The 17,815-nt window shown below is 58.8% G+C and carries 15 protein-coding genes; 5 read left to right on the top strand and 10 right to left on the bottom strand.

The features are described 5' to 3' along the window. Nucleotides 1-7 precede the first annotated feature (7 nt). From BHC62_RS14845 to sdhC, 5 genes are all read right to left on the bottom strand, one after another. Nucleotides 8-2,839, bottom strand: coding sequence for a 2-oxoglutarate dehydrogenase E1 component (locus BHC62_RS14845; protein ID WP_070995405.1), 2,832 nt, complete (start codon nt 2,837-2,839; stop codon nt 8-10). 260 nt (nt 2,840-3,099) lie between these two features. Further along, the gene (locus tag BHC62_RS14850) at nt 3,100-3,804 is read right to left on the bottom strand and encodes a succinate dehydrogenase iron-sulfur subunit (protein ID WP_029292674.1); all 705 of its coding nucleotides are present in this window, start codon (nt 3,802-3,804) and stop codon (nt 3,100-3,102) included. Between the two features lie 11 nt (nt 3,805-3,815). After that, nucleotides 3,816-5,588 (bottom strand): succinate dehydrogenase flavoprotein subunit, encoded by a 1,773-nt coding sequence (gene sdhA / locus BHC62_RS14855; RefSeq protein ID WP_029292672.1) that lies wholly within the window; start codon nt 5,586-5,588, stop codon nt 3,816-3,818. 3 nt (nt 5,589-5,591) lie between these two features. Further along, nucleotides 5,592-5,960, bottom strand: a complete 369-nt coding sequence (gene sdhD / locus BHC62_RS14860; protein WP_029292670.1) for a succinate dehydrogenase, hydrophobic membrane anchor protein — start codon at nt 5,958-5,960, stop codon at nt 5,592-5,594. Beyond that, nucleotides 5,954-6,328, bottom strand: a complete 375-nt coding sequence (sdhC, locus tag BHC62_RS14865) for a succinate dehydrogenase, cytochrome b556 subunit (protein ID WP_070995406.1) — start codon at nt 6,326-6,328, stop codon at nt 5,954-5,956. Before sdhC ends, sdhD begins: the two co-directional genes overlap by 7 nt. Before the next feature lie 364 nt (nt 6,329-6,692). Here sdhC and gltA point away from each other — a divergent pair, with 364 nt between their 5' ends. Further along, the gene (gene gltA, locus BHC62_RS14870; RefSeq protein ID WP_003222994.1) at nt 6,693-7,982 is read left to right on the top strand and encodes a citrate synthase; all 1,290 of its coding nucleotides are present in this window, start codon (nt 6,693-6,695) and stop codon (nt 7,980-7,982) included. Nucleotides 7,983-8,226: 244 nt separating this feature from the next. On the opposite strand, the gene BHC62_RS14875 is transcribed toward gltA, so the two are convergent. From BHC62_RS14875 to BHC62_RS14885, 3 genes are all read right to left on the bottom strand, one after another. Continuing rightward, complete coding sequence (locus BHC62_RS14875) at nt 8,227-9,885, bottom strand: cation acetate symporter (RefSeq protein WP_029292658.1); 1,659 nt, start codon at nt 9,883-9,885, stop codon at nt 8,227-8,229. Then, entirely contained in the window at nt 9,882-10,193 is a 312-nt protein-coding gene (locus BHC62_RS14880; RefSeq protein ID WP_070995407.1) for a DUF485 domain-containing protein, read from the bottom strand. The genes BHC62_RS14875 and BHC62_RS14880 overlap by 4 nt, the downstream gene beginning before the upstream one ends. Before the next feature lie 241 nt (nt 10,194-10,434). Then, nucleotides 10,435-11,286, bottom strand: coding sequence for a glycine betaine ABC transporter substrate-binding protein (locus BHC62_RS14885; RefSeq protein ID WP_029292653.1), 852 nt, complete (start codon nt 11,284-11,286; stop codon nt 10,435-10,437). 273 nt (nt 11,287-11,559) lie between these two features. On the opposite strand from BHC62_RS14885, the gene BHC62_RS14890 reads away from it, so the two are divergent. After that, nucleotides 11,560-13,113, top strand: a complete 1,554-nt coding sequence (locus BHC62_RS14890; protein WP_070995440.1) for a glycosyl hydrolase family 17 protein — start codon at nt 11,560-11,562, stop codon at nt 13,111-13,113. A 296-nt stretch (nt 13,114-13,409) separates the two neighbouring features. Here BHC62_RS14890 and BHC62_RS14895 read toward each other — a convergent pair whose 3' ends face one another. Continuing rightward, nucleotides 13,410-13,778: a hypothetical protein gene (locus BHC62_RS14895; protein ID WP_029292649.1), complete on the bottom strand. Its 369-nt coding sequence runs from the start codon at nt 13,776-13,778 to the stop codon at nt 13,410-13,412. Between the two features lie 237 nt (nt 13,779-14,015). Between BHC62_RS14895 and BHC62_RS14900 the strand changes: the two genes are divergently transcribed. Together BHC62_RS14900 and BHC62_RS14905 are read left to right on the top strand one after the other, a co-directional pair. Beyond that, nucleotides 14,016-15,314: a serine/threonine protein kinase gene (locus BHC62_RS14900; protein WP_029292647.1), complete on the top strand. Its 1,299-nt coding sequence runs from the start codon at nt 14,016-14,018 to the stop codon at nt 15,312-15,314. Further along, nucleotides 15,307-16,095: a VacJ family lipoprotein gene (locus BHC62_RS14905; RefSeq protein ID WP_070995408.1), complete on the top strand. Its 789-nt coding sequence runs from the start codon at nt 15,307-15,309 to the stop codon at nt 16,093-16,095. Before BHC62_RS14900 ends, BHC62_RS14905 begins: the two co-directional genes overlap by 8 nt. Before the next feature lie 56 nt (nt 16,096-16,151). On the opposite strand, the gene BHC62_RS14910 is transcribed toward BHC62_RS14905, so the two are convergent. Then, a complete protein-coding gene (locus tag BHC62_RS14910; RefSeq protein WP_029292643.1) occupies nt 16,152-17,066 on the bottom strand; it encodes a DUF808 domain-containing protein in 915 nt (304 codons plus the stop codon). 134 nt (nt 17,067-17,200) lie between these two features. Here BHC62_RS14910 and BHC62_RS14915 point away from each other — a divergent pair, with 134 nt between their 5' ends. After that, nucleotides 17,201-17,806, top strand: a complete 606-nt coding sequence (locus BHC62_RS14915; protein WP_029292641.1) for a TetR/AcrR family transcriptional regulator — start codon at nt 17,201-17,203, stop codon at nt 17,804-17,806. Nucleotides 17,807-17,815: the final 9 nt, after the last annotated feature.

Raw genomic sequence — 17,815 nt, forward strand, 5'->3', positions numbered from 1 at the left:
GAAGGCGTTAAACAGTGAAAGCATCTTGCAGCAGTTTTTCCTGCTGCTCGGCGTGCATCGATGCATAACCACAAGCAGGTGCAGCAGAAGCATCACGACCGGCGTACTCCAGGCCCAGGGCCTTGTTGTGGTTGCCGATGCTGCGACGCAGGTGATGCTGGCTGCTGTACCACGCGCCCTGGTTCATCGGTTCTTCCTGACACCACACCACATTGGTGAGGTTGGTGTAAGGCGCGATGGCCTCCATCAGGTCGTCTTCCGGGAACGGGTAAAGCTGCTCGATACGCACGATGGCGATGTCTTCGCGGCCTTCGGCACGACGTTTTTCCAGCAAGTCGTAGTAAACCTTGCCGCTGCACAGGATCAGGCGAGTGACCTTGGCCGCGTCCAGGGTGTCGATTTCCGGAATAACGGTCTGGAACGAACCATCGGCCAGATCTTCCAGGGTCGAGATGGCCAATTTGTGACGCAACAGCGATTTCGGAGTCAGCACTACCAACGGCTTGCGCAGCGGGCGGATCACCTGACGACGCAGCAAGTGGTAGATCTGGGCCGGGGTAGTCGGCACGCACACCTGGATATTGTGCTCGGCGCACAATTGCAGGTAACGCTCCAGACGGGCCGAGGAGTGCTCCGGACCCTGACCTTCATAACCGTGTGGCAGCAACATGGTCAGACCGCACAGACGGCCCCACTTGTGCTCGCCGCTGGTGATGAACTGGTCGATAACCACCTGGGCACCGTTGGCGAAGTCGCCGAACTGGGCTTCCCAGATCACCAGCGCGTTTGGCGTGGTGGTCGAGTAACCGTATTCGAACGCCAGCACGGCTTCTTCGGACAGGAACGAATCGTACAGGTCGAAACGTGGCTGGCCTTCATACAGGTGCTGCAACGGGATGTAGGTGCCCGCGTCTTTCTGGTTGTGCAATACCGCGTGACGGTGCGAGAACGTACCACGGCCGATGTCCTGGCCGGTCATGCGGATCGGGTGACCTTCGAACGCCAGGGTCGCGTATGCCATGGTTTCGGCATAACCCCAGTTGATCGGCAGGCCGCCGGCTTGCATCTTCTGACGGTCTTCGTAGATCTTCGCAACCTGGCGCTGTACTACGAAGCCTTCCGGAATTTCCAGCAGCTTGGCGGACAGTTCCTGCAGGGTCTTCAGATCGAACGAAGTGTCGTGACGTGCAGTCCAGGCGTGGCCCAGGTACGGGCGCCAGTCCACGAACAGCTCTTTGTTCGGCTCTTTGACCAGGCTTTTTACTACATGCAGACCGTTGTCCAGCGCGTTGCGGTATTCATCGATTTTCGCCTGAACACGCGCTTCATCCAGCACGCCGGCCTTGGTCAGGCTTTCGGCGTACAGCTCACGGGTGGTGCGCTGCTTGGTGATCTGCTGGTACATCAACGGTTGGGTGCCGCTAGGCTCATCCGCTTCGTTGTGACCGCGACGGCGGTAGCAAACCAGGTCGATGACCACGTCACGCTTGAACTGCATGCGGTAGTCAATGGCCAGTTGGGTCACGAACAATACGGCTTCCGGATCATCGCCATTCACATGGAGGATCGGCGCCTGGATCATCTTGGCAACGTCGGTCGCGTACTCGGTAGAGCGCGCGTCCAGCGGGTTGCTGATAGTGAAGCCAACCTGGTTGTTGATGACGATGTGAACCGTACCGCCGGTCTTGAAGCCGCGGGTCTGCGACATCTGGAACGTTTCCAGGACCACGCCTTGACCGGCGAATGCCGCGTCACCGTGGATGGAAATCGGCAGGACCTTCTCACCGGTGGAATCGTTGCGACGATCCTGGCGAGCACGTACCGAACCCTCGACCACTGGAGAAACGATTTCCAGGTGGGATGGGTTGAACGCCATGGCCAGGTGAACTTCACCGCCGGTGGTCATCACGTTGGACGAGAAGCCCTGGTGGTACTTGACGTCACCGGAACCCAGCTCGACCTTCTTCTTGCCTTCGAACTCGTCGAACAGCTCGCGTGGGTTCTTGCCGAAGGTGTTGACCAACACGTTCAGGCGACCACGGTGAGCCATGCCGATAACGATTTCCTTGGTACCGTAGGAACCGGAACGCTGGATCAGTTCGTCGAGCATCGGAATCAGGCTTTCGCCGCCTTCCAGGCCGAAACGCTTGGTGCCCGGGTATTTGGTGCCCAGGTATTTTTCCAGGCCTTCGGCAGCGGTTACGCGCTCAAGCAGGTGGCCACGCACATCGGCGGACAGCACCGGACGGCCACGCACGCCTTCCAGGCGATGCTGGAACCAGTGACGCTGCTCGGAATCGGTGATATGCGTAAATTCAGCGCCGATGGTGCGGCAATATGTCTGCTGCAACGCTTCGTGAATTTCGCGTAGGCTCGCTTCCTCTTTGCCGATGAACAGGTCGCCGGCACGGAAAATCGTATCAAGATCGGCATTGGTCAAGCCATAGTGATTGATCGACAGGTCTGCAGGTGCAGGACGCTGCCACAGCCCCAGCGGGTCAAGCTGGGCTGCCTGGTGGCCACGCATACGGTAGGCCTGGATCAGTCGCAGTACTTCAACTTGCTTCTTCTCGTGCTCACTGCTCACGCTCCCGGCGGAAACCGGTTGGGCGCGGCGCTGGTTCTTTGCCAGCAGCACAAATTGATCGCGAATTGTTGCATGCGATACATCGGTGGCAGCGTTGCCGTCTGAAGACAACGTCTGAAATTTGGTGCGCCATTCTTCTGGCACAGCGTTAGGGTCGTGCAGGTAGAGCTCATAAAGCTCTTCCACATAGGCAGCGTTACCACCTGAAAGATAGCCGCTGTTCCACATGCGCTGCATCACGCTTTCTTGCATGCTTGGTCACCCTCGATTTGGGGACACCACCGGCGAAAACACCGAGTTTGCTTGCAAAAGGCCAAGTGCAGCGACCAAAACAAGCCACTTAGGATCACGCTGATAGTTCGGGTACCAACCCGAATGCCCCTGCTTGTCTCATTTCTTCAAAATAAGAGCTGCGGCTTTGTAAGTCGCTGCTCAAGTTAAAACTACGGCGCCGGTTGAAGCCTGCGCCGTAGCATTTACGGGCACAACGGTCCTGCTTTTGCTACAACGTCTTACACGCCGCTTTGCAGCAGCATATTACGGATGTGACCAATGGCCTTAGTCGGGTTCAGGCCTTTGGGACATACGTTGACGCAGTTCATGATCCCGCGGCAGCGGAATACGCTGAACGGGTCATCCAGTGAAGCCAGACGCTCGGACGTCTTGGTGTCACGGCTGTCTGCCAGGAAGCGATAGGCTTGCAGCAGTGCAGCTGGACCCAGGAACTTGTCCGGGTTCCACCAGAAGGACGGGCAAGAGGTCGAGCAGCAAGCGCACAGGATGCACTCGTACAGACCGTCGAGCTTCTCGCGCTCTTCCGGGGACTGCAGACGCTCGATGGCCGGAGCCGGCGTGTCGTTCTGCAGGAATGGCTTAACCTTCTCGTATTGCTTGTAGAAGATGCTCATATCGACGACCAGGTCACGGATAACCGGCAAACCTGGCAATGGACGGACAACGAGCTTGCCTTTCTTGACCACGGCAGACAGCGGCGTAACACACGCCAGGCCGTTTTTGCCGTTGATGTTCATGCCGTCGGAACCGCAGACGCCTTCACGGCAAGAGCGACGATAGGAGAAACCTTCGTCCTGCTCTTTGATCAGGGCCAGCACATCCAGCACCATCAGGTCTTTACCACCGGTATCGACCTCAAATTCCTGCATGAACGGCGCAGCGTCCTGATCAGGGTTGTAGCGATAAACACTGACTTTCAACATGGCAGCCACCCTTAGTAAGTCCGAATCTTCGGTTCAAACGTCGGAACCGTCTTCGGCGAGAAGTTCACGGCACGCTTGGTTACGCGCTTGTCACCCGGGAAGTACAGGGTGTGGCACAACCAGTTTTCGTCATCGCGATCTTCAAAGTCTTCACGAGCGTGGGCACCACGGGATTCTTTACGAACCTCGGCGGCGATCGCAGTCGCTTCAGCCACTTCCAGCAGGTTTTGCAGCTCAAGGGCTTCGATACGAGCGGTGTTGAACGCCTGGCTCTTATCGTTGATCTTGACGTTGGCAATCCGCTTGCGCAGGTCGGCCAGCTGGGTAATACCCTTCTGCATGTATTCGCCAGTACGGAATACACCGAAGTAGTTCTGCATGCAGCTTTGCAGCTCGCGACGCAGGGTTGCCACGTCTTCGCCATCAGTGCGCTCGTTCAGAGCGTTCAGACGCGCCAGGGCAGCTTCAATGTTGGCGTCGGTGGCGTCATCGTATTCGATGCCGTCGGTCAGCGCCTTTTCCAGGTGCAGGCCGGCAGCGCGGCCGAAGACCACCAGGTCGAGCAGCGAGTTACCGCCCAGGCGGTTGGCACCGTGAACCGATACGCAAGCCACTTCGCCCACAGCGAACAGACCATGAATGATCTCGTCCACGCCTTCGGCGTTCTGGGTGATCGCCTGGCCATGAATGTTGGTCGGCACGCCGCCCATCATGTAGTGGCAAGTTGGAACAACCGGAACCGGAGCAACAACCGGGTCAACGTGCGCGAAAGTCTTGGACAGTTCGCAGATACCTGGCAGGCGGCTGTGCAGCACTTCTTCGCCCAGGTGATCGAGCTTCAACATCACGTGGTCGCCGTTCGGACCGCAACCGTTGCCGGCGATGATTTCTTTAACCATCGAACGGGCAACCACGTCACGACCGGCAAGGTCCTTGGCGTTCGGAGCATAACGCTCCATGAAACGCTCGCCGTGCTTGTTGATCAGGTAACCGCCTTCACCACGGCACCCTTCTGTAACCAGTACACCGGCGCCGGCGATGCCGGTTGGGTGGAACTGCCACATTTCGATGTCTTGTACCGGAACGCCTGCACGCAGGGCCATGCCAACGCCGTCGCCGGTGTTGATCAGGGCATTGGTGGTCGATGCGTAGATACGACCTGCACCGCCAGTCGCCAGAACGGTAGCCTTGGCGCGGATGTAGGTGGTTTCACCGGTTTCGATGCAGATAGCGATCACGCCGACGAATGCGCCGTCCTGGTTTTTCACCAGGTCAACTGCGTAGTACTCGTTCAGGAACGTGGTGCCGGCTTTCAGGTTGCCCTGATAAAGGGTGTGCAACAGTGCGTGACCGGTACGGTCGGAAGCTGCGCAGGTACGGGCAGCCTGGCCGCCTTTACCGTAATCCTTGGACTGGCCACCGAATGGACGCTGGTAGATACGACCTTGCTCTGTACGGGAGAACGGCAGACCCATGTGGTCCAGCTCGAACACCGCGGCCGGGCCTTCCTGACACATGTACTCGATAGCGTCCTGGTCACCGATATAGTCGGAACCCTTGACGGTATCGTACATGTGCCAGCGCCAGTCATCGTTCGGATCGGCAGACGCGATGGCGCAGGTGATGCCACCCTGGGCCGATACGGTATGGGAACGGGTCGGGAACACCTTGGTGATCACGGCCGTCTTGTGACCGCCCTGGGCCAGCTGCAGTGCAGCACGCATGCCGGCGCCGCCGCCACCAATAATGATGGCGTCAAAAGAAATCGTTGGAATGTTAGCCATGAATCAGATACCCCAGAGAATCTGCACACCCCAGACGAAGTAAGCGAACATCGCGACGCCGCATACTGCCTGGAAAAGGAAACGTACTGCAGTCGCGGACTTGCCCAGCGCCATCGGCGTCAGGTAGTCGGTCGCGATGGTCCACATGCCGACCCAGGCGTGAGCGCCCAGGGCCACAAGGGCGAGCAGACTGAAGATACGCATCCCGTTATGGGAGAACAGACCGTGCCATTGGGCGTAGCCAATGCCAGGGTTTGCAACGAGGTACCCGATCAGGAAAATGAAATAAGCCGCGAGAACGACCGCAGACACACGCTGCGCCATCCAGTCATAGAGGCCCGAACGCGAAAGGTTCGTAACGCTGGTTACCATATCCAAACTCCTGCCAGAACGATCAGCACCACGGAAATGGCGACGATGATTTTCGAGCCCAGGCGGCCGCCTTCCAGCGTCTCACCGATGCCCATATCCATGATCAAGTGGCGCACACCGGCTACCAGGTGATACAGCAGAGCGGACAGGAGGCCCCATGCTACGAACTTGGCCAGCGGGCTGGTCAAGCATGCCTTCACCTCGGCGTATCCTTCCTCGGAACCCAGGGATTTGCTCAATGCATAAAGCATGATGCCCAAGCCCAGGAACAGGATGATGCCGGAAACACGGTGCAGGAACGACGTAACGCCGGTGATGGGGAGTTTGATGGTCCTTAGGTCTAGGTTTACAGGTCGTTGGCTATTCACGGCTTTTTTTCACACTGAAGAGCCCCTAACAATCAGGGCAAAGTTGTTGGGGAGTGCACTGGTCAGGTAAGCACCACCCAGGGAGTGCGACCCCCAATGAAAGCAAGCCCAAAAGCCCTTGGCGGTCGGTGGCCGAGTATAGACAGTTAGGCTACTAATGACAACGCGCGCTCCTCACCCTAATAGCTGATTGCGCTGACGGGATAAAAGGCGTAAACGGCAGGCAATTTCGAGGAAAAAGTACGGTTAAAGCCTTCTGGGGCAAGACTTTAGGCAAATTGACATCTGGATTTATATCAATATAGTGGTGCGGGCCCTGCGTGGGGGGTCTGTCTGATGATTTGAAGCATAAATAGGAGGCCACATGGCTGACAAAAAAGCGCAGTTGATCATCGAGGGCGCAGCCCCCGTCGAGCTGCCCATTTTAACCGGCACCGTTGGTCCCGATGTTATCGACGTACGGGGCCTGACGGCCACGGGCCGTTTCACTTTCGACCCAGGCTTCATGTCGACCGCTTCTTGCGAGTCGAAGATTACCTATATCGACGGCGACAATGGCATTCTGCTACATCGTGGCTACCCGATCGAACAACTGGCCGAGAAATCGGACTACCTGGAAACCTGCTACCTGCTGCTAAATGGCGAATTGCCAACAGCCGAGCAAAAAGCCCAGTTTGTCAGCACCGTGAAGAACCACACCATGGTTCACGAGCAGTTGAAGACCTTCTTCAACGGCTTCCGTCGCGACGCCCACCCGATGGCCGTCATGTGCGGCGTAGTCGGCGCCCTGTCGGCCTTCTATCACGACTCCCTGGACATCAATAACCCGCAGCATCGCGAAATCTCCGCGATCCGCCTGGTTGCCAAGATGCCGACCCTGGCCGCAATGGTTTACAAGTACTCCATGGGCCAACCCATGATGTACCCGCGCAACGACCTGACGTACGCGGAAAACTTCCTGCACATGATGTTCAACACCCCGTGCGAGATCAAACCGATCAGCCCGGTGCTGGCCAAGGCAATGGACCGGATCTTCATCCTCCATGCCGACCACGAACAGAACGCCTCGACTTCCACCGTGCGCCTGGCGGGCTCCTCGGGTGCCAATCCGTTCGCCTGTATCGCCGCGGGTATCGCCGCACTGTGGGGCCCTGCCCACGGCGGTGCGAACGAAGCCGTGTTGACCATGCTCGATGAAATCGGCGATGTGTCCAACATCGACAAGTTCATTGCCAAGGCCAAGGACAAGAACGATCCGTTCAAGTTGATGGGCTTCGGTCACCGGGTCTACAAGAACCGCGACCCGCGCGCCACCGTAATGAAGCAGACCTGCGACGAAGTATTGAAGGAACTGGGGATCAACAACGATCCGCAACTCGAACTGGCCATGCGCCTGGAAGAGATCGCCCTGACCGACCCGTACTTCATCGAACGCTCGCTGTACCCGAACGTCGACTTCTACTCGGGGATCATCCTCAAGGCGATCGGCATTCCAACCAGCATGTTCACCGTGATCTTCGCCCTGGCGCGGACCGTGGGCTGGATCTCCCACTGGAAAGAAATGCTCTCCAGCCCGTACAAGATTGGCCGCCCGCGCCAGCTGTACACCGGCTACGAGTCGCGTGACATTACCAAGCTGGAAGACCGCAAGTAAGCATTCAACTGCTTAGCTGCATTGAGAACGGCCTCCCTTAGTGGAGGCCGTTTTTGTTTGTGCTGTCTGACATAACGCTTTCGCGAGCAAGCCCGCTCCCACAGTTGACCGTGTACACCCTTTGAAATGCGGTCAACTGTGGGAGCGGGCTTGCTCGCGAAAGCAATAGCCCAGGCAACACAGAACCCCAGGCAAAAAAATACCCCGGCCTTTCGACCGGGGCATTTCTTATTGAGCTACAAGCTTAGTGGTTAACCGCCCCGCTCGCCCCCAGGCCAGTCTGCGAACGCACAAACTGCGGGAAGTACAGCGCTCGTTCTTTCACCGCCGCCGCCGACTTGTCGGTGATGGAGAAGAACCAGATACCCACGAACGCGATGATCATCGAGAACAACGCCGGGTATTCGTACGGGAAGATCGCCTTTTCATGATGCAGGATCGAGACCCAGATGGTCGGACCCAGGATCATCAGGCCCACCGCGCTGACCAGGCCCAGCCAACCGCCAATCATCGCGCCACGGGTGGTGAGGTTTTTCCAGTACATGGAAAGCAGCAGCACCGGGAAGTTGCAGCTGGCCGCGATGGAGAACGCCAGGCCGACCATGAACGCAATGTTCTGGCTTTCGAACAGGATACCCAAGCCAATCGCCAGCACTGCCAGGGCGATGGTGGTGATCTTCGACACGCGAATCTCATCCTTCTCGTTGGCCTTGCCTTTCTTGATCACGCTGGCATACAGGTCATGGGACACCGCCGAAGCACCGGCCAGGGTCAAGCCGGCAACCACCGCGAGGATGGTGGCAAACGCCACGGCCGAGATGAAGCCCAGGAAGATACTGCCGCCCACCGCGTTGGCCAGGTGCACCGCCGCCATGTTGTTGCCGCCCAACAGAGCGCCTGCTGCATCCTTGAACGCCGGGTTGGTGCTGACCAGCAGAATCGCGCCGAAGCCAATGATGAAGGTCAGGATATAGAAGTAGCCGATAAAGCCAGTGGCATACAGCACGCTCTTACGGGCTTCTTTAGCGTCACTCACGGTGAAGAAGCGCATCAGGATGTGTGGCAGGCCAGCGGTACCGAACATCAGGGCCAGGCCGAGGGAGAACGCCGAAATCGGGTCTTTCACCAGGCCGCCCGGGCTCATGATCGCCTCACCTTTAGGGTGAACCTTGATCGCCTCGGAGAACAGCATGTTGAAGTCGAAGTTGACGTGCTTCATCACCATCAGCGCCATGAACGAGGCACCGGACAGCAGCAGCACTGCCTTGATGATCTGTACCCAGGTGGTCGCCAGCATGCCGCCGAACAACACATAGAGGCACATCAGGATACCCACCAGGATCACCGCTACATGGTAATCAAGGCCGAACAGCAGCTGGATCAGCTTGCCCGCGCCGACCATCTGCGCGATCAGGTAGAACGCCACCACCACCAGCGAACCACAGGCCGACAGGCTGCGGATCTGGGTCTGCCCGAGGCGATAGGACGCCACGTCAGCGAAGGTGTACTTGCCCAGGTTACGCAGGCGCTCGGCGATCAGGAACAGAATGATCGGCCAGCCCACCAGGAAGCCGATCGAGTAGATCAGGCCATCGTAGCCAGAGGTGAACACCAGCGCGGAAATCCCCAGGAAGGACGCGGCCGACATATAGTCGCCGGCAATCGCCAGGCCGTTCTGGAAACCGGTGATCTTGCCGCCGGCCGCATAGTAGTCGGCCGCCGAGTTGTTACGTTTGGATGCCCAGTAGGTAATGCACAATGTTGCGCCGACGAAGGCGACAAACATCAGGATCGCTGCGATGTTCAGCGGTTGCTTGTGCACTTCACCGGCCAATGCGTCCGCCGCCCAAACGGCAGGAGCAAAAAGCGAAGCGCCGAATACAGCCAATAGACGACGGATCATTGCGCAGCCTCCTTGAGAATCGCATTGTTCAGGTCGTCGAATTCGCCGTTGGCGCGTCGCACGTAGATGCCTGTGAGAACAAAGGCCGAGACAATCAGCCCGACCCCGATAGGGATTCCCCAGGTTATGGACGATTCAGGACTGATCTTGCCCCCCAGGACTTGGGGTCCGTAGGCGATCAACAGGATGAATCCGGAGTAAAGCCCAAGCATGATCGCCGAGAGAATCCAGGCGAACTTTTCCCTTTTTCTTACCAGCTCCTTGAAGCGCGGGCTGTTTTGAATCGAGAGGTAAATGCTGTCGTTCATTGTTTTTATCCTCGCAGCACAGCTTTTTTATTATTGGAACGTATCCACTGTATGCGGCTGCAGGACAGGTTCCAGACGACCTTAGTCTTAGAACCAGTGTAGCGAGGGTTTGGGGGGCGACAGAAACAATTGCAGGAGCGAGCTTGCTCGCGAAAAACGTCAACGATAACGCGCACACCCTGGATGATTGCGGCGTCTTTGCGTTCTTCGCGAGCAAGCCCGCTCCTACAGGTTTATCCGATTATTGGGCGGTCCACTCGGCCACACGCTCAGGGTGCTTGGCGACCCAATCCTTGGCCGCCACGTCAGGCTTGGTGCCTTCCTGGATGGCCAGCATCACTTCGCCGATTTCATCCTTGGAGGCCCACTGGAATTTCTTCAGGAACGCCGCGACTTCCGGGGCTTTCTTTTCCAGGCCCTTGCTGCCGATGCTATTGACCGTCTCGGCGGCGCCGTAAATGCCTTTTGGATCGTCAAGGAAACGCAGTTTCCATTTGGCGAACATCCAGTGTGGCACCCAACCCGTCACCACGATGGAGTCCTGCTTGTCTTCGGCGCGGGTCAGTTCGGCGATCATGGCTGCGCCGGAACTGGCTTGCAGCTTGTAGTCCAGCCCGTATTGCTTGATGGCTTCATCAGTCTTGAGCATCACCCCTGAACCGGCATCGATGCCGACAATCTTGTTCTTGAAGGTGGTGTCGGTCTTCAAGTCCTCGATGGACTTGGCCTTGACGTACTCCGGCACGATCAAGCCGATCTTCGCATCCTTGAAGTTGGGGCCGTAGTCGACCACCTTGTCCTTGTTCTTGGTCCAGTACTCACCATGGGTCACCGGCAGCCAGGCCGACAGCATGGCGTCGAGCTTGCCGGTGGCCAGCCCCTGCCACATGATCCCGGTGGCGACCGCCTGCAGTTTCACGTCATAACCCAGCTTTTGCTTGATCACTTCAGCGGCCACGTGGGTGGTGGCGACACTGTCCGACCAGCCGTCCACATAGCCGATGCTCAGGGTCTTGCTGTCGGCGCTGGCCAGTGTGGAGCTCATCGCAACTACCAACGTGGCAGCTGCGCCCAAAAGTCGTCGCATCTTCATAGTGCTTCCCCGAAAGTGCTGCGCCCGGCGGATGCCGAGCGACGTCAACCTGTTGTCAGGTGGTGCCGTTCGATCATCAACCTGCTGCCCCTGTGGACCTGCTCTGACTACGACCTCAGCGGAGCAAGAAACGACATCACAACGCCAGTAGGACAATTCGCAGGAAGTAACGTCAAAATTCCGCCCGAACTTTGCATGTCAAAATTATGCGGCGCCCCTGAAAACCGGCAAATGCAGGTAAGATGCGCGCCTTTGCTCCCACACGGCCTGACCATGACCGCGACTGCCCGCTTCCCCTTCCTGCCTTATGTATTTGCCTTGTTGCTCGGCCTGTTTGCCCTCGGCGGCTACTGGTACGGCCTTGGCCAGCCAGTGGTGCTGCCGGACGTGGCCAGCGCCAGTCACAAGCTGCAATGCGCGTCCTACACGCCATTCGACAAGGACCAATCGCCATTCGACCAGCCGTTCAAGCTGCGCCCCGAGCGCATGGACGCCGACCTGGCACTGTTGGCCACGCGCTTTGAGTGCATCCGCACCTACTCCATGACCGGCCTCGAAGCCCTGCCCGACCTGGCGCGCAAGCATGGCCTGAAGTTGATGAGCGGTGCCTGGATAAGCAGCAACCCGGTGGACAATGCCAAGGAAGTCGACAAGCTGATCGCCTCGGCCAATGCCAACCCCGACGTGGTCACGTCGGTGATCGTTGGCAACGAAGCCCTGCTGCGCAAGGAAATCACCGCCACGCAGTTGGTAAAGCTGATCGAACAAGTCAAAAGCCAGATCCAGCAGCCAGTGACCTACGCCGACGTCTGGGAGTTCTGGCTGCAGCACCCGGAAATTGCCCCGGCCGTGGATTTCCTGACCATCCACCTGTTGCCGTACTGGGAAGATGACCCGGCAGGTATCGATCAGGCCCTGCGCCATGTCGGTGATATTCGCCAGACATTCGGCAACCGCTTCGCCCCCAAGGACGTGATGATTGGCGAAACCGGCTGGCCCAGCGAAGGCCGCCAGCGCGAAACCGCCGTCCCGAGCCGGGTCAACGAAGCCAAGTTCATTCGCGGTTTTGTCGCCATGGCCGAAGCCAATGGCTGGCACTACAACCTGATCGAAGCCTTTGACCAGCCGTGGAAGCGCGCCAGCGAAGGTGCGGTCGGCGGTTACTGGGGGCTGTTTGATGCCGATCGCCAAGACAAGGGCATTCTGGCCGGCCCGGTCACCAACGTGCCGTACTGGCCGGTGTGGCTGGGCGTTGGTGGGCTGATCCTGCTCGGCACCCTGGTGCTCGGGGGGCGTGTTCGCAGCACACGCGCCGCGTTGTTGCTGCCGTTGCTGGGCGCAGTGGCGGCCGGTTCCATTGGCAGCTGGGCCGAACTGACCCGGGTGACAGCGCGTTTCACTGATGAGTGGATCTGGGCCGGCCTGTTGCTGGCCCTGAACCTGTTGGTGCTGGCCCATGCAGCCCTGGCCTTGAGCGCTCGCCAGGGTTGGCGTGAACGGGCCTTCGCCTGGCTGGAGCAACGCGCTGGCTGGCTGATCGCATTTGCCGGGTTCGCCACGGCAGTGATGATGCTGGCGCTGGTGTTCGACCCCCGTTACCGCAGCTTCCCCAGCGCCGCCCTGCTGCTGCCGGCGCTGGTATACCTGCTGCGCCCGGTTACCGGACCACGGCGGGAAATTGCCCTGCTGGCCTTCATCATCGGTGCCGGCATTGCGCCGCAGCTGTACCGCGAAGGCTTGATGAACCAGCAGGCGCTGGGTTGGGCATTGGTCAGTGGTTTGGTGGTGGTTGCCCTGTGGCGTTGCCTGCGGGTGCGCAAACCCTGAGATTGCTATCGCGCGCTCCCACATTTTGATCTGTGAATACATTCAAATGTGGGAGCTGGCTTGCCTGCGATTGGCATCGGTATCTACACAACTTTTCCGCAACACCTAAATCCAAGCATATTGCGCAGTTGTGGCGAGCGGGCTTGCCCCGCGCTGGGCTGCGAAGCAGCCCAAAAAGCCCTCCACGTTTACCGGGTTTAGGGCTGCTTCGCCGCCCAGCGCGGGGCAAGCCCGCTCGCCACGGGGGGCGTCAGTTTCTGAAAGTTGTGTAGATACTTATGCTGCGATTGGCCCTATCAGACAGCCCGAGGCGCCCTGACCAACCGCAACCCGGCAATCACCAACGCAAACACCGCAAAATTGGTGTTGTACAACGCCAATGCCGGGATTCCGAACGCCAGCCCCAACACCGCCAACCCCCAGCCCGCACGGCCTGGCAGCAAGAACGCCAGAATAGACGTGACCAACGCGGCCCAACCCAGCACCCGAAAGTGAATCATCAACCCAAGATTGGCGCGCAACTGGCACTCCCAGCGGCTGGCGTCGTCAGCGCAGATGCCCACCCACTGCCCGTCTTCCATAAACCCGTAACGGGCGCCATAACTGGCGGCCAACCATAACGGCAAGGCCAACAGCAGTAGGATCAGCGGCAAACGAGGGGACATAAGGGCACTCCGATAGGCGAAAACGGCGCCCAGCTTAATCTCCCAGGGGCCATTGGCAAGGGTTGCACGCAGATAACTATTCATCAAAGCGTGCCAAAGTGTATCGTCTGGCTACTATTACCCCGATTCCTACGTTTTTTTCCGATATTTAGTGCCGATGGCTGGCACTTCGGTGACAACGCGGTGGTCATAGCCTGCGAACTTCATTCAGCACGTTTTCCTCTTAGGGATTTAGTCATGCTCCGTTCCTTGCGCTGTGCTGCCCTGTTGGGCGGCCTTTTTTTGAGTGCGTCAGCACTGGCGGTCGATATCGATCCGGCCAGCTATGGCTACCCTTTGACCAACCCGTTCGAAGCGACCATCGCCACAACGCCACCGGACCTGCGGCCGGACCTGCCATCCATCGATGACATCAACCAGTCCGACTACACCCTGACCATGCGCCCAGAGCGTGAATTCAGCCTGCCCGACAACTTCTGGGCGGTGAAGAAACTCACCTACCGCATTGCCAAGCAAGACCGTGCGGCACCGCTGATCTTCTTGATCGCCGGCACCGGTGCGCGCTTTGACAGCAGCCTGAATGAATACCTGAAAAAGCTCTACTACAAGGCCGGCTACCACGTCGTCCAATTGTCGTCGCCTACCAGCTTTGACTTCATCAGCGCCGCCTCGCGCTTTGCCACCCCCGGCATCACCCAGGAAGACGCCGAGGACATGTACCGTGTGATGCAGGCCGTACGCGCGCAAAACGCCACGTTGCCAGTCACCGACTTCTACCTCACCGGCTACAGCCTGGGCGCGCTGGACGCGGCGTTCGTCAGCAAGCTGGACGAAACGCGGCGCAGCTTCAACTTCAAGAAGGTGTTGCTGCTCAACCCGCCAGTCAACCTCTATACCTCCATCACCAACCTCGACAAACTGGTGCAGACCGAGGTCAAGGGCATCAACAACAGCACCACCTTCTATGAACTGGTGCTGAACAAGCTGACCCGTTACTTCCAGCAAAAAGGCTACATCGATCTCAACGACGCCCTGCTCTACGACTTCCAGAACTCCAAGGAGCACCTGACCAACGAGCAGATGGCGATGCTGATCGGCACCTCGTTCCGCTTCTCGGCGGCCGATATCGCCTTCACCTCGGACCTGATCAACCGCCGTGGCCTGATTATCCCGCCCAAGTACCCGATCACCGAAAGCACCAGCCTCACGCCGTTCCTCAAGCGTGCCCTGCAATGTGATTTCGACTGCTACCTCACCGAACAAGTGATCCCGATGTGGCGTGCCCGCTCCGACGGCGGCAGCCTGCTGCAATTGGTCGACCAGGTCAGCCTGTATGCCCTTGAGGACTATCTGCGCGACAGCCCGAAAATTGCCGTGATGCACAACGCCGACGACGTGATCCTCGGTCCTGGCGACCTGGGCTTTTTGCGTAAAACCTTCGGCGATCGCCTGACCGTCTACCCACTGGGCGGCCATTGCGGCAACCTCAATTACCGCGTCAACGCCGACGCTATGCTGGAGTTCTTCCGTGGCTAAACATCTCCTGCTTCTCGCGGCCTTACTCTGTGCAGGCGTTGCCAACGCGGACAACAGCAAGGCTCACGCACCGACCGTGGTCGACCAGGATGGCTTCAAAGAGCCCTTGAGCAAACTCAAGTTCAACCCAGGCCTGGACCAGCGCGAATTCGAGCGTTCGACCCTCAACGCCCTCAACGTCTATGACCCACTGGAGTCGTGGAACCGCCGGGTGTACCACTTCAACTATCGCTTCGACCAATGGGTATTCTTGCCGGTGGTCGATGGCTATCGCTACGTCACCCCAAGTTTCCTGCGTACCGGCGTCAGCAACTTCTTCAACAACCTGGGCGACGTGCCCAACCTGATGAACAGCCTGCTGCAGCTCAAGGGCCACCGCTCCCTGGAAACCACCGGCCGCCTGCTGGTCAACACCACCCTCGGCATCGCCGGCCTCTGGGACCCGGCGACCGCCATGGGCCTGCCCCGCCAAAGCGAAGACTTCGGCCAGACCCTGGGCTTCTACGGCGTACCCGGCGGCGCCTACCTGATCCTGCCGATCCTCGGCCCGTCCAACCTGCGCGACACCGGCGGACTGCTGGTGGACTACACCGCCGAATCCCAGATCAACTACCTCAACGTCGCCGAAGTCAGCTCCAACCACCCGGAAATCTGGGCGTTGCGCGCGGTAGACAAGCGCTACCAGACGAGCTTTCGCTACGGCCAGATGAATTCGCCGTTCGAGTATGAAAAGGTGCGGTACGTGTACAGCGAGTCGCGCAAGTTACAGATCGCGGAGTAATCGCTGCCCCACAAAAAAGGCCATTCGATTGAATGGCCTTTTTTATTGCCGAGCAGTCAGGCCTTGATCGATTGCCAGGCCTTGCCCACCACGCTGACCACCGCCAGCACCACCGCCCCAGCGATGATCCCTACGATGGCATTGAGCAGAGTCGGCATCAACCAAGTGATGCCGCCAACACTCTGGCTGACGCTCTCAATCCAGTGATGCACTACGGGCACGCCGTGAGTCAGGATGCCACCACCGACCATGAACATCGCCGCAGTGCCAATCACCGAGAGGCTTTTCATCATGTACGGCGCGGCCCGCAGAAGCCCGTTGCCGATATCACGTACCAGTTGGCCGGGCTTTTGCGCCATCCACAGCCCCAGGTCATCGAGCTTGACGATGCCGGCCACCAGGCCGTACACGCCGATGGTCATGACCAGGGCGATGCCCGACAACACGATCACTTGCTGCATCAACGGCGCGTCGGCCACGGTGCCCAGGGTGATGGCGATGATTTCGGCGGAGAGGATAAAGTCGGTGCGGATCGCGCCCTTGATCTTGTCCTTCTCGAAGGCCACCAGGTCTGTTGCGGGGTCGGCCACCGCTTCGACTAACTGCGCGTGCTCGGCCTGATCATCCGCCTTGCTGTGCAGGAATTTATGGGCGAGCTTTTCAAAACCTTCGAAACACAGATAGGCACCGCCGAGCATCAGCAGTGGCGTGACCGCCCACGGTGCGAAGGCGCTGATCAATAGCGCGGTAGGCACCAGGATCAGTTTGTTGATAAACGAGCCCTTGGCAACGGCCCACACCACCGGAATTTCCCGCTCGGCGCGCACGCCAGAGACTTGCTGGGCATTGAGCGCCAGATCGTCACCCAGCACACCGGCGGTTTTCTTGGCAGCCATTTTTGTCATCAGGGCCACATCGTCGAGAACCGCGGCGATGTCATCGATCAAAACCAACAAGCTGCTTCCTGCCATGAATCGGACGTCCTTAATGTGGGATATTTCGCAGCATAGCGTGGTACAAAGCGTCGCGGGCAGATTCTTGAGGCGCGCGGATCGCCGGTGCTACCATGCGCAACCGCCTGTCCTGGCAAGGAATGATCTGGTCTATGAGCACCATTCGCGAGCGCAACAAAGAACTGATCCTGCGGGCTGCCAGCGAGGAGTTTGCCGACAAGGGCTTCGCCGCGACCAAAACCAGTGATATCGCCGCCAAGGCCGGGCTGCCCAAGCCCAACGTCTATTACTACTTCAAGTCCAAGGACAACCTCTACCGCGAGGTGCTCGAAAGCATCATCGAGCCGATCCTGGCCGCCTCCACCCCCTTCAACCCGGACGGCGACCCCAAGCAGGTATTGAGCGGCTATATCCGTTCAAAAATCAGCATCTCCCGCGACCTGCCGTTTGCCTCGAAAGTATTCGCCAGCGAAATCATGCACGGCGCCCCCCACCTGAGCCCCGAGCAGGTGCAACAGCTCAACGCCCAGGCCAAGCACAATATCGATTGCATCCAGAGCTGGGTCGATCGCGGCCTGATCGCCGCGATTGATCCTCATCACCTGATGTTCAGCATCTGGGCGGCGACCCAGACCTATGCCGACTTCGACTGGCAGATCTCGGCGGTGACCGGCAAGGCCAAGCTCGACGAAGCCGATTATGAAGCGGCGGCGCAGACGATTATTCGGCTGGTGTTGAAGGGGTGCGAGCCGGACTGATGGGCGGTG

The sequence above is a fragment of the Pseudomonas sp. 06C 126 genome, from assembly GCF_001855215.1.
Lineage (GTDB): Bacteria > Pseudomonadota > Gammaproteobacteria > Pseudomonadales > Pseudomonadaceae > Aquipseudomonas > Aquipseudomonas proteolytica.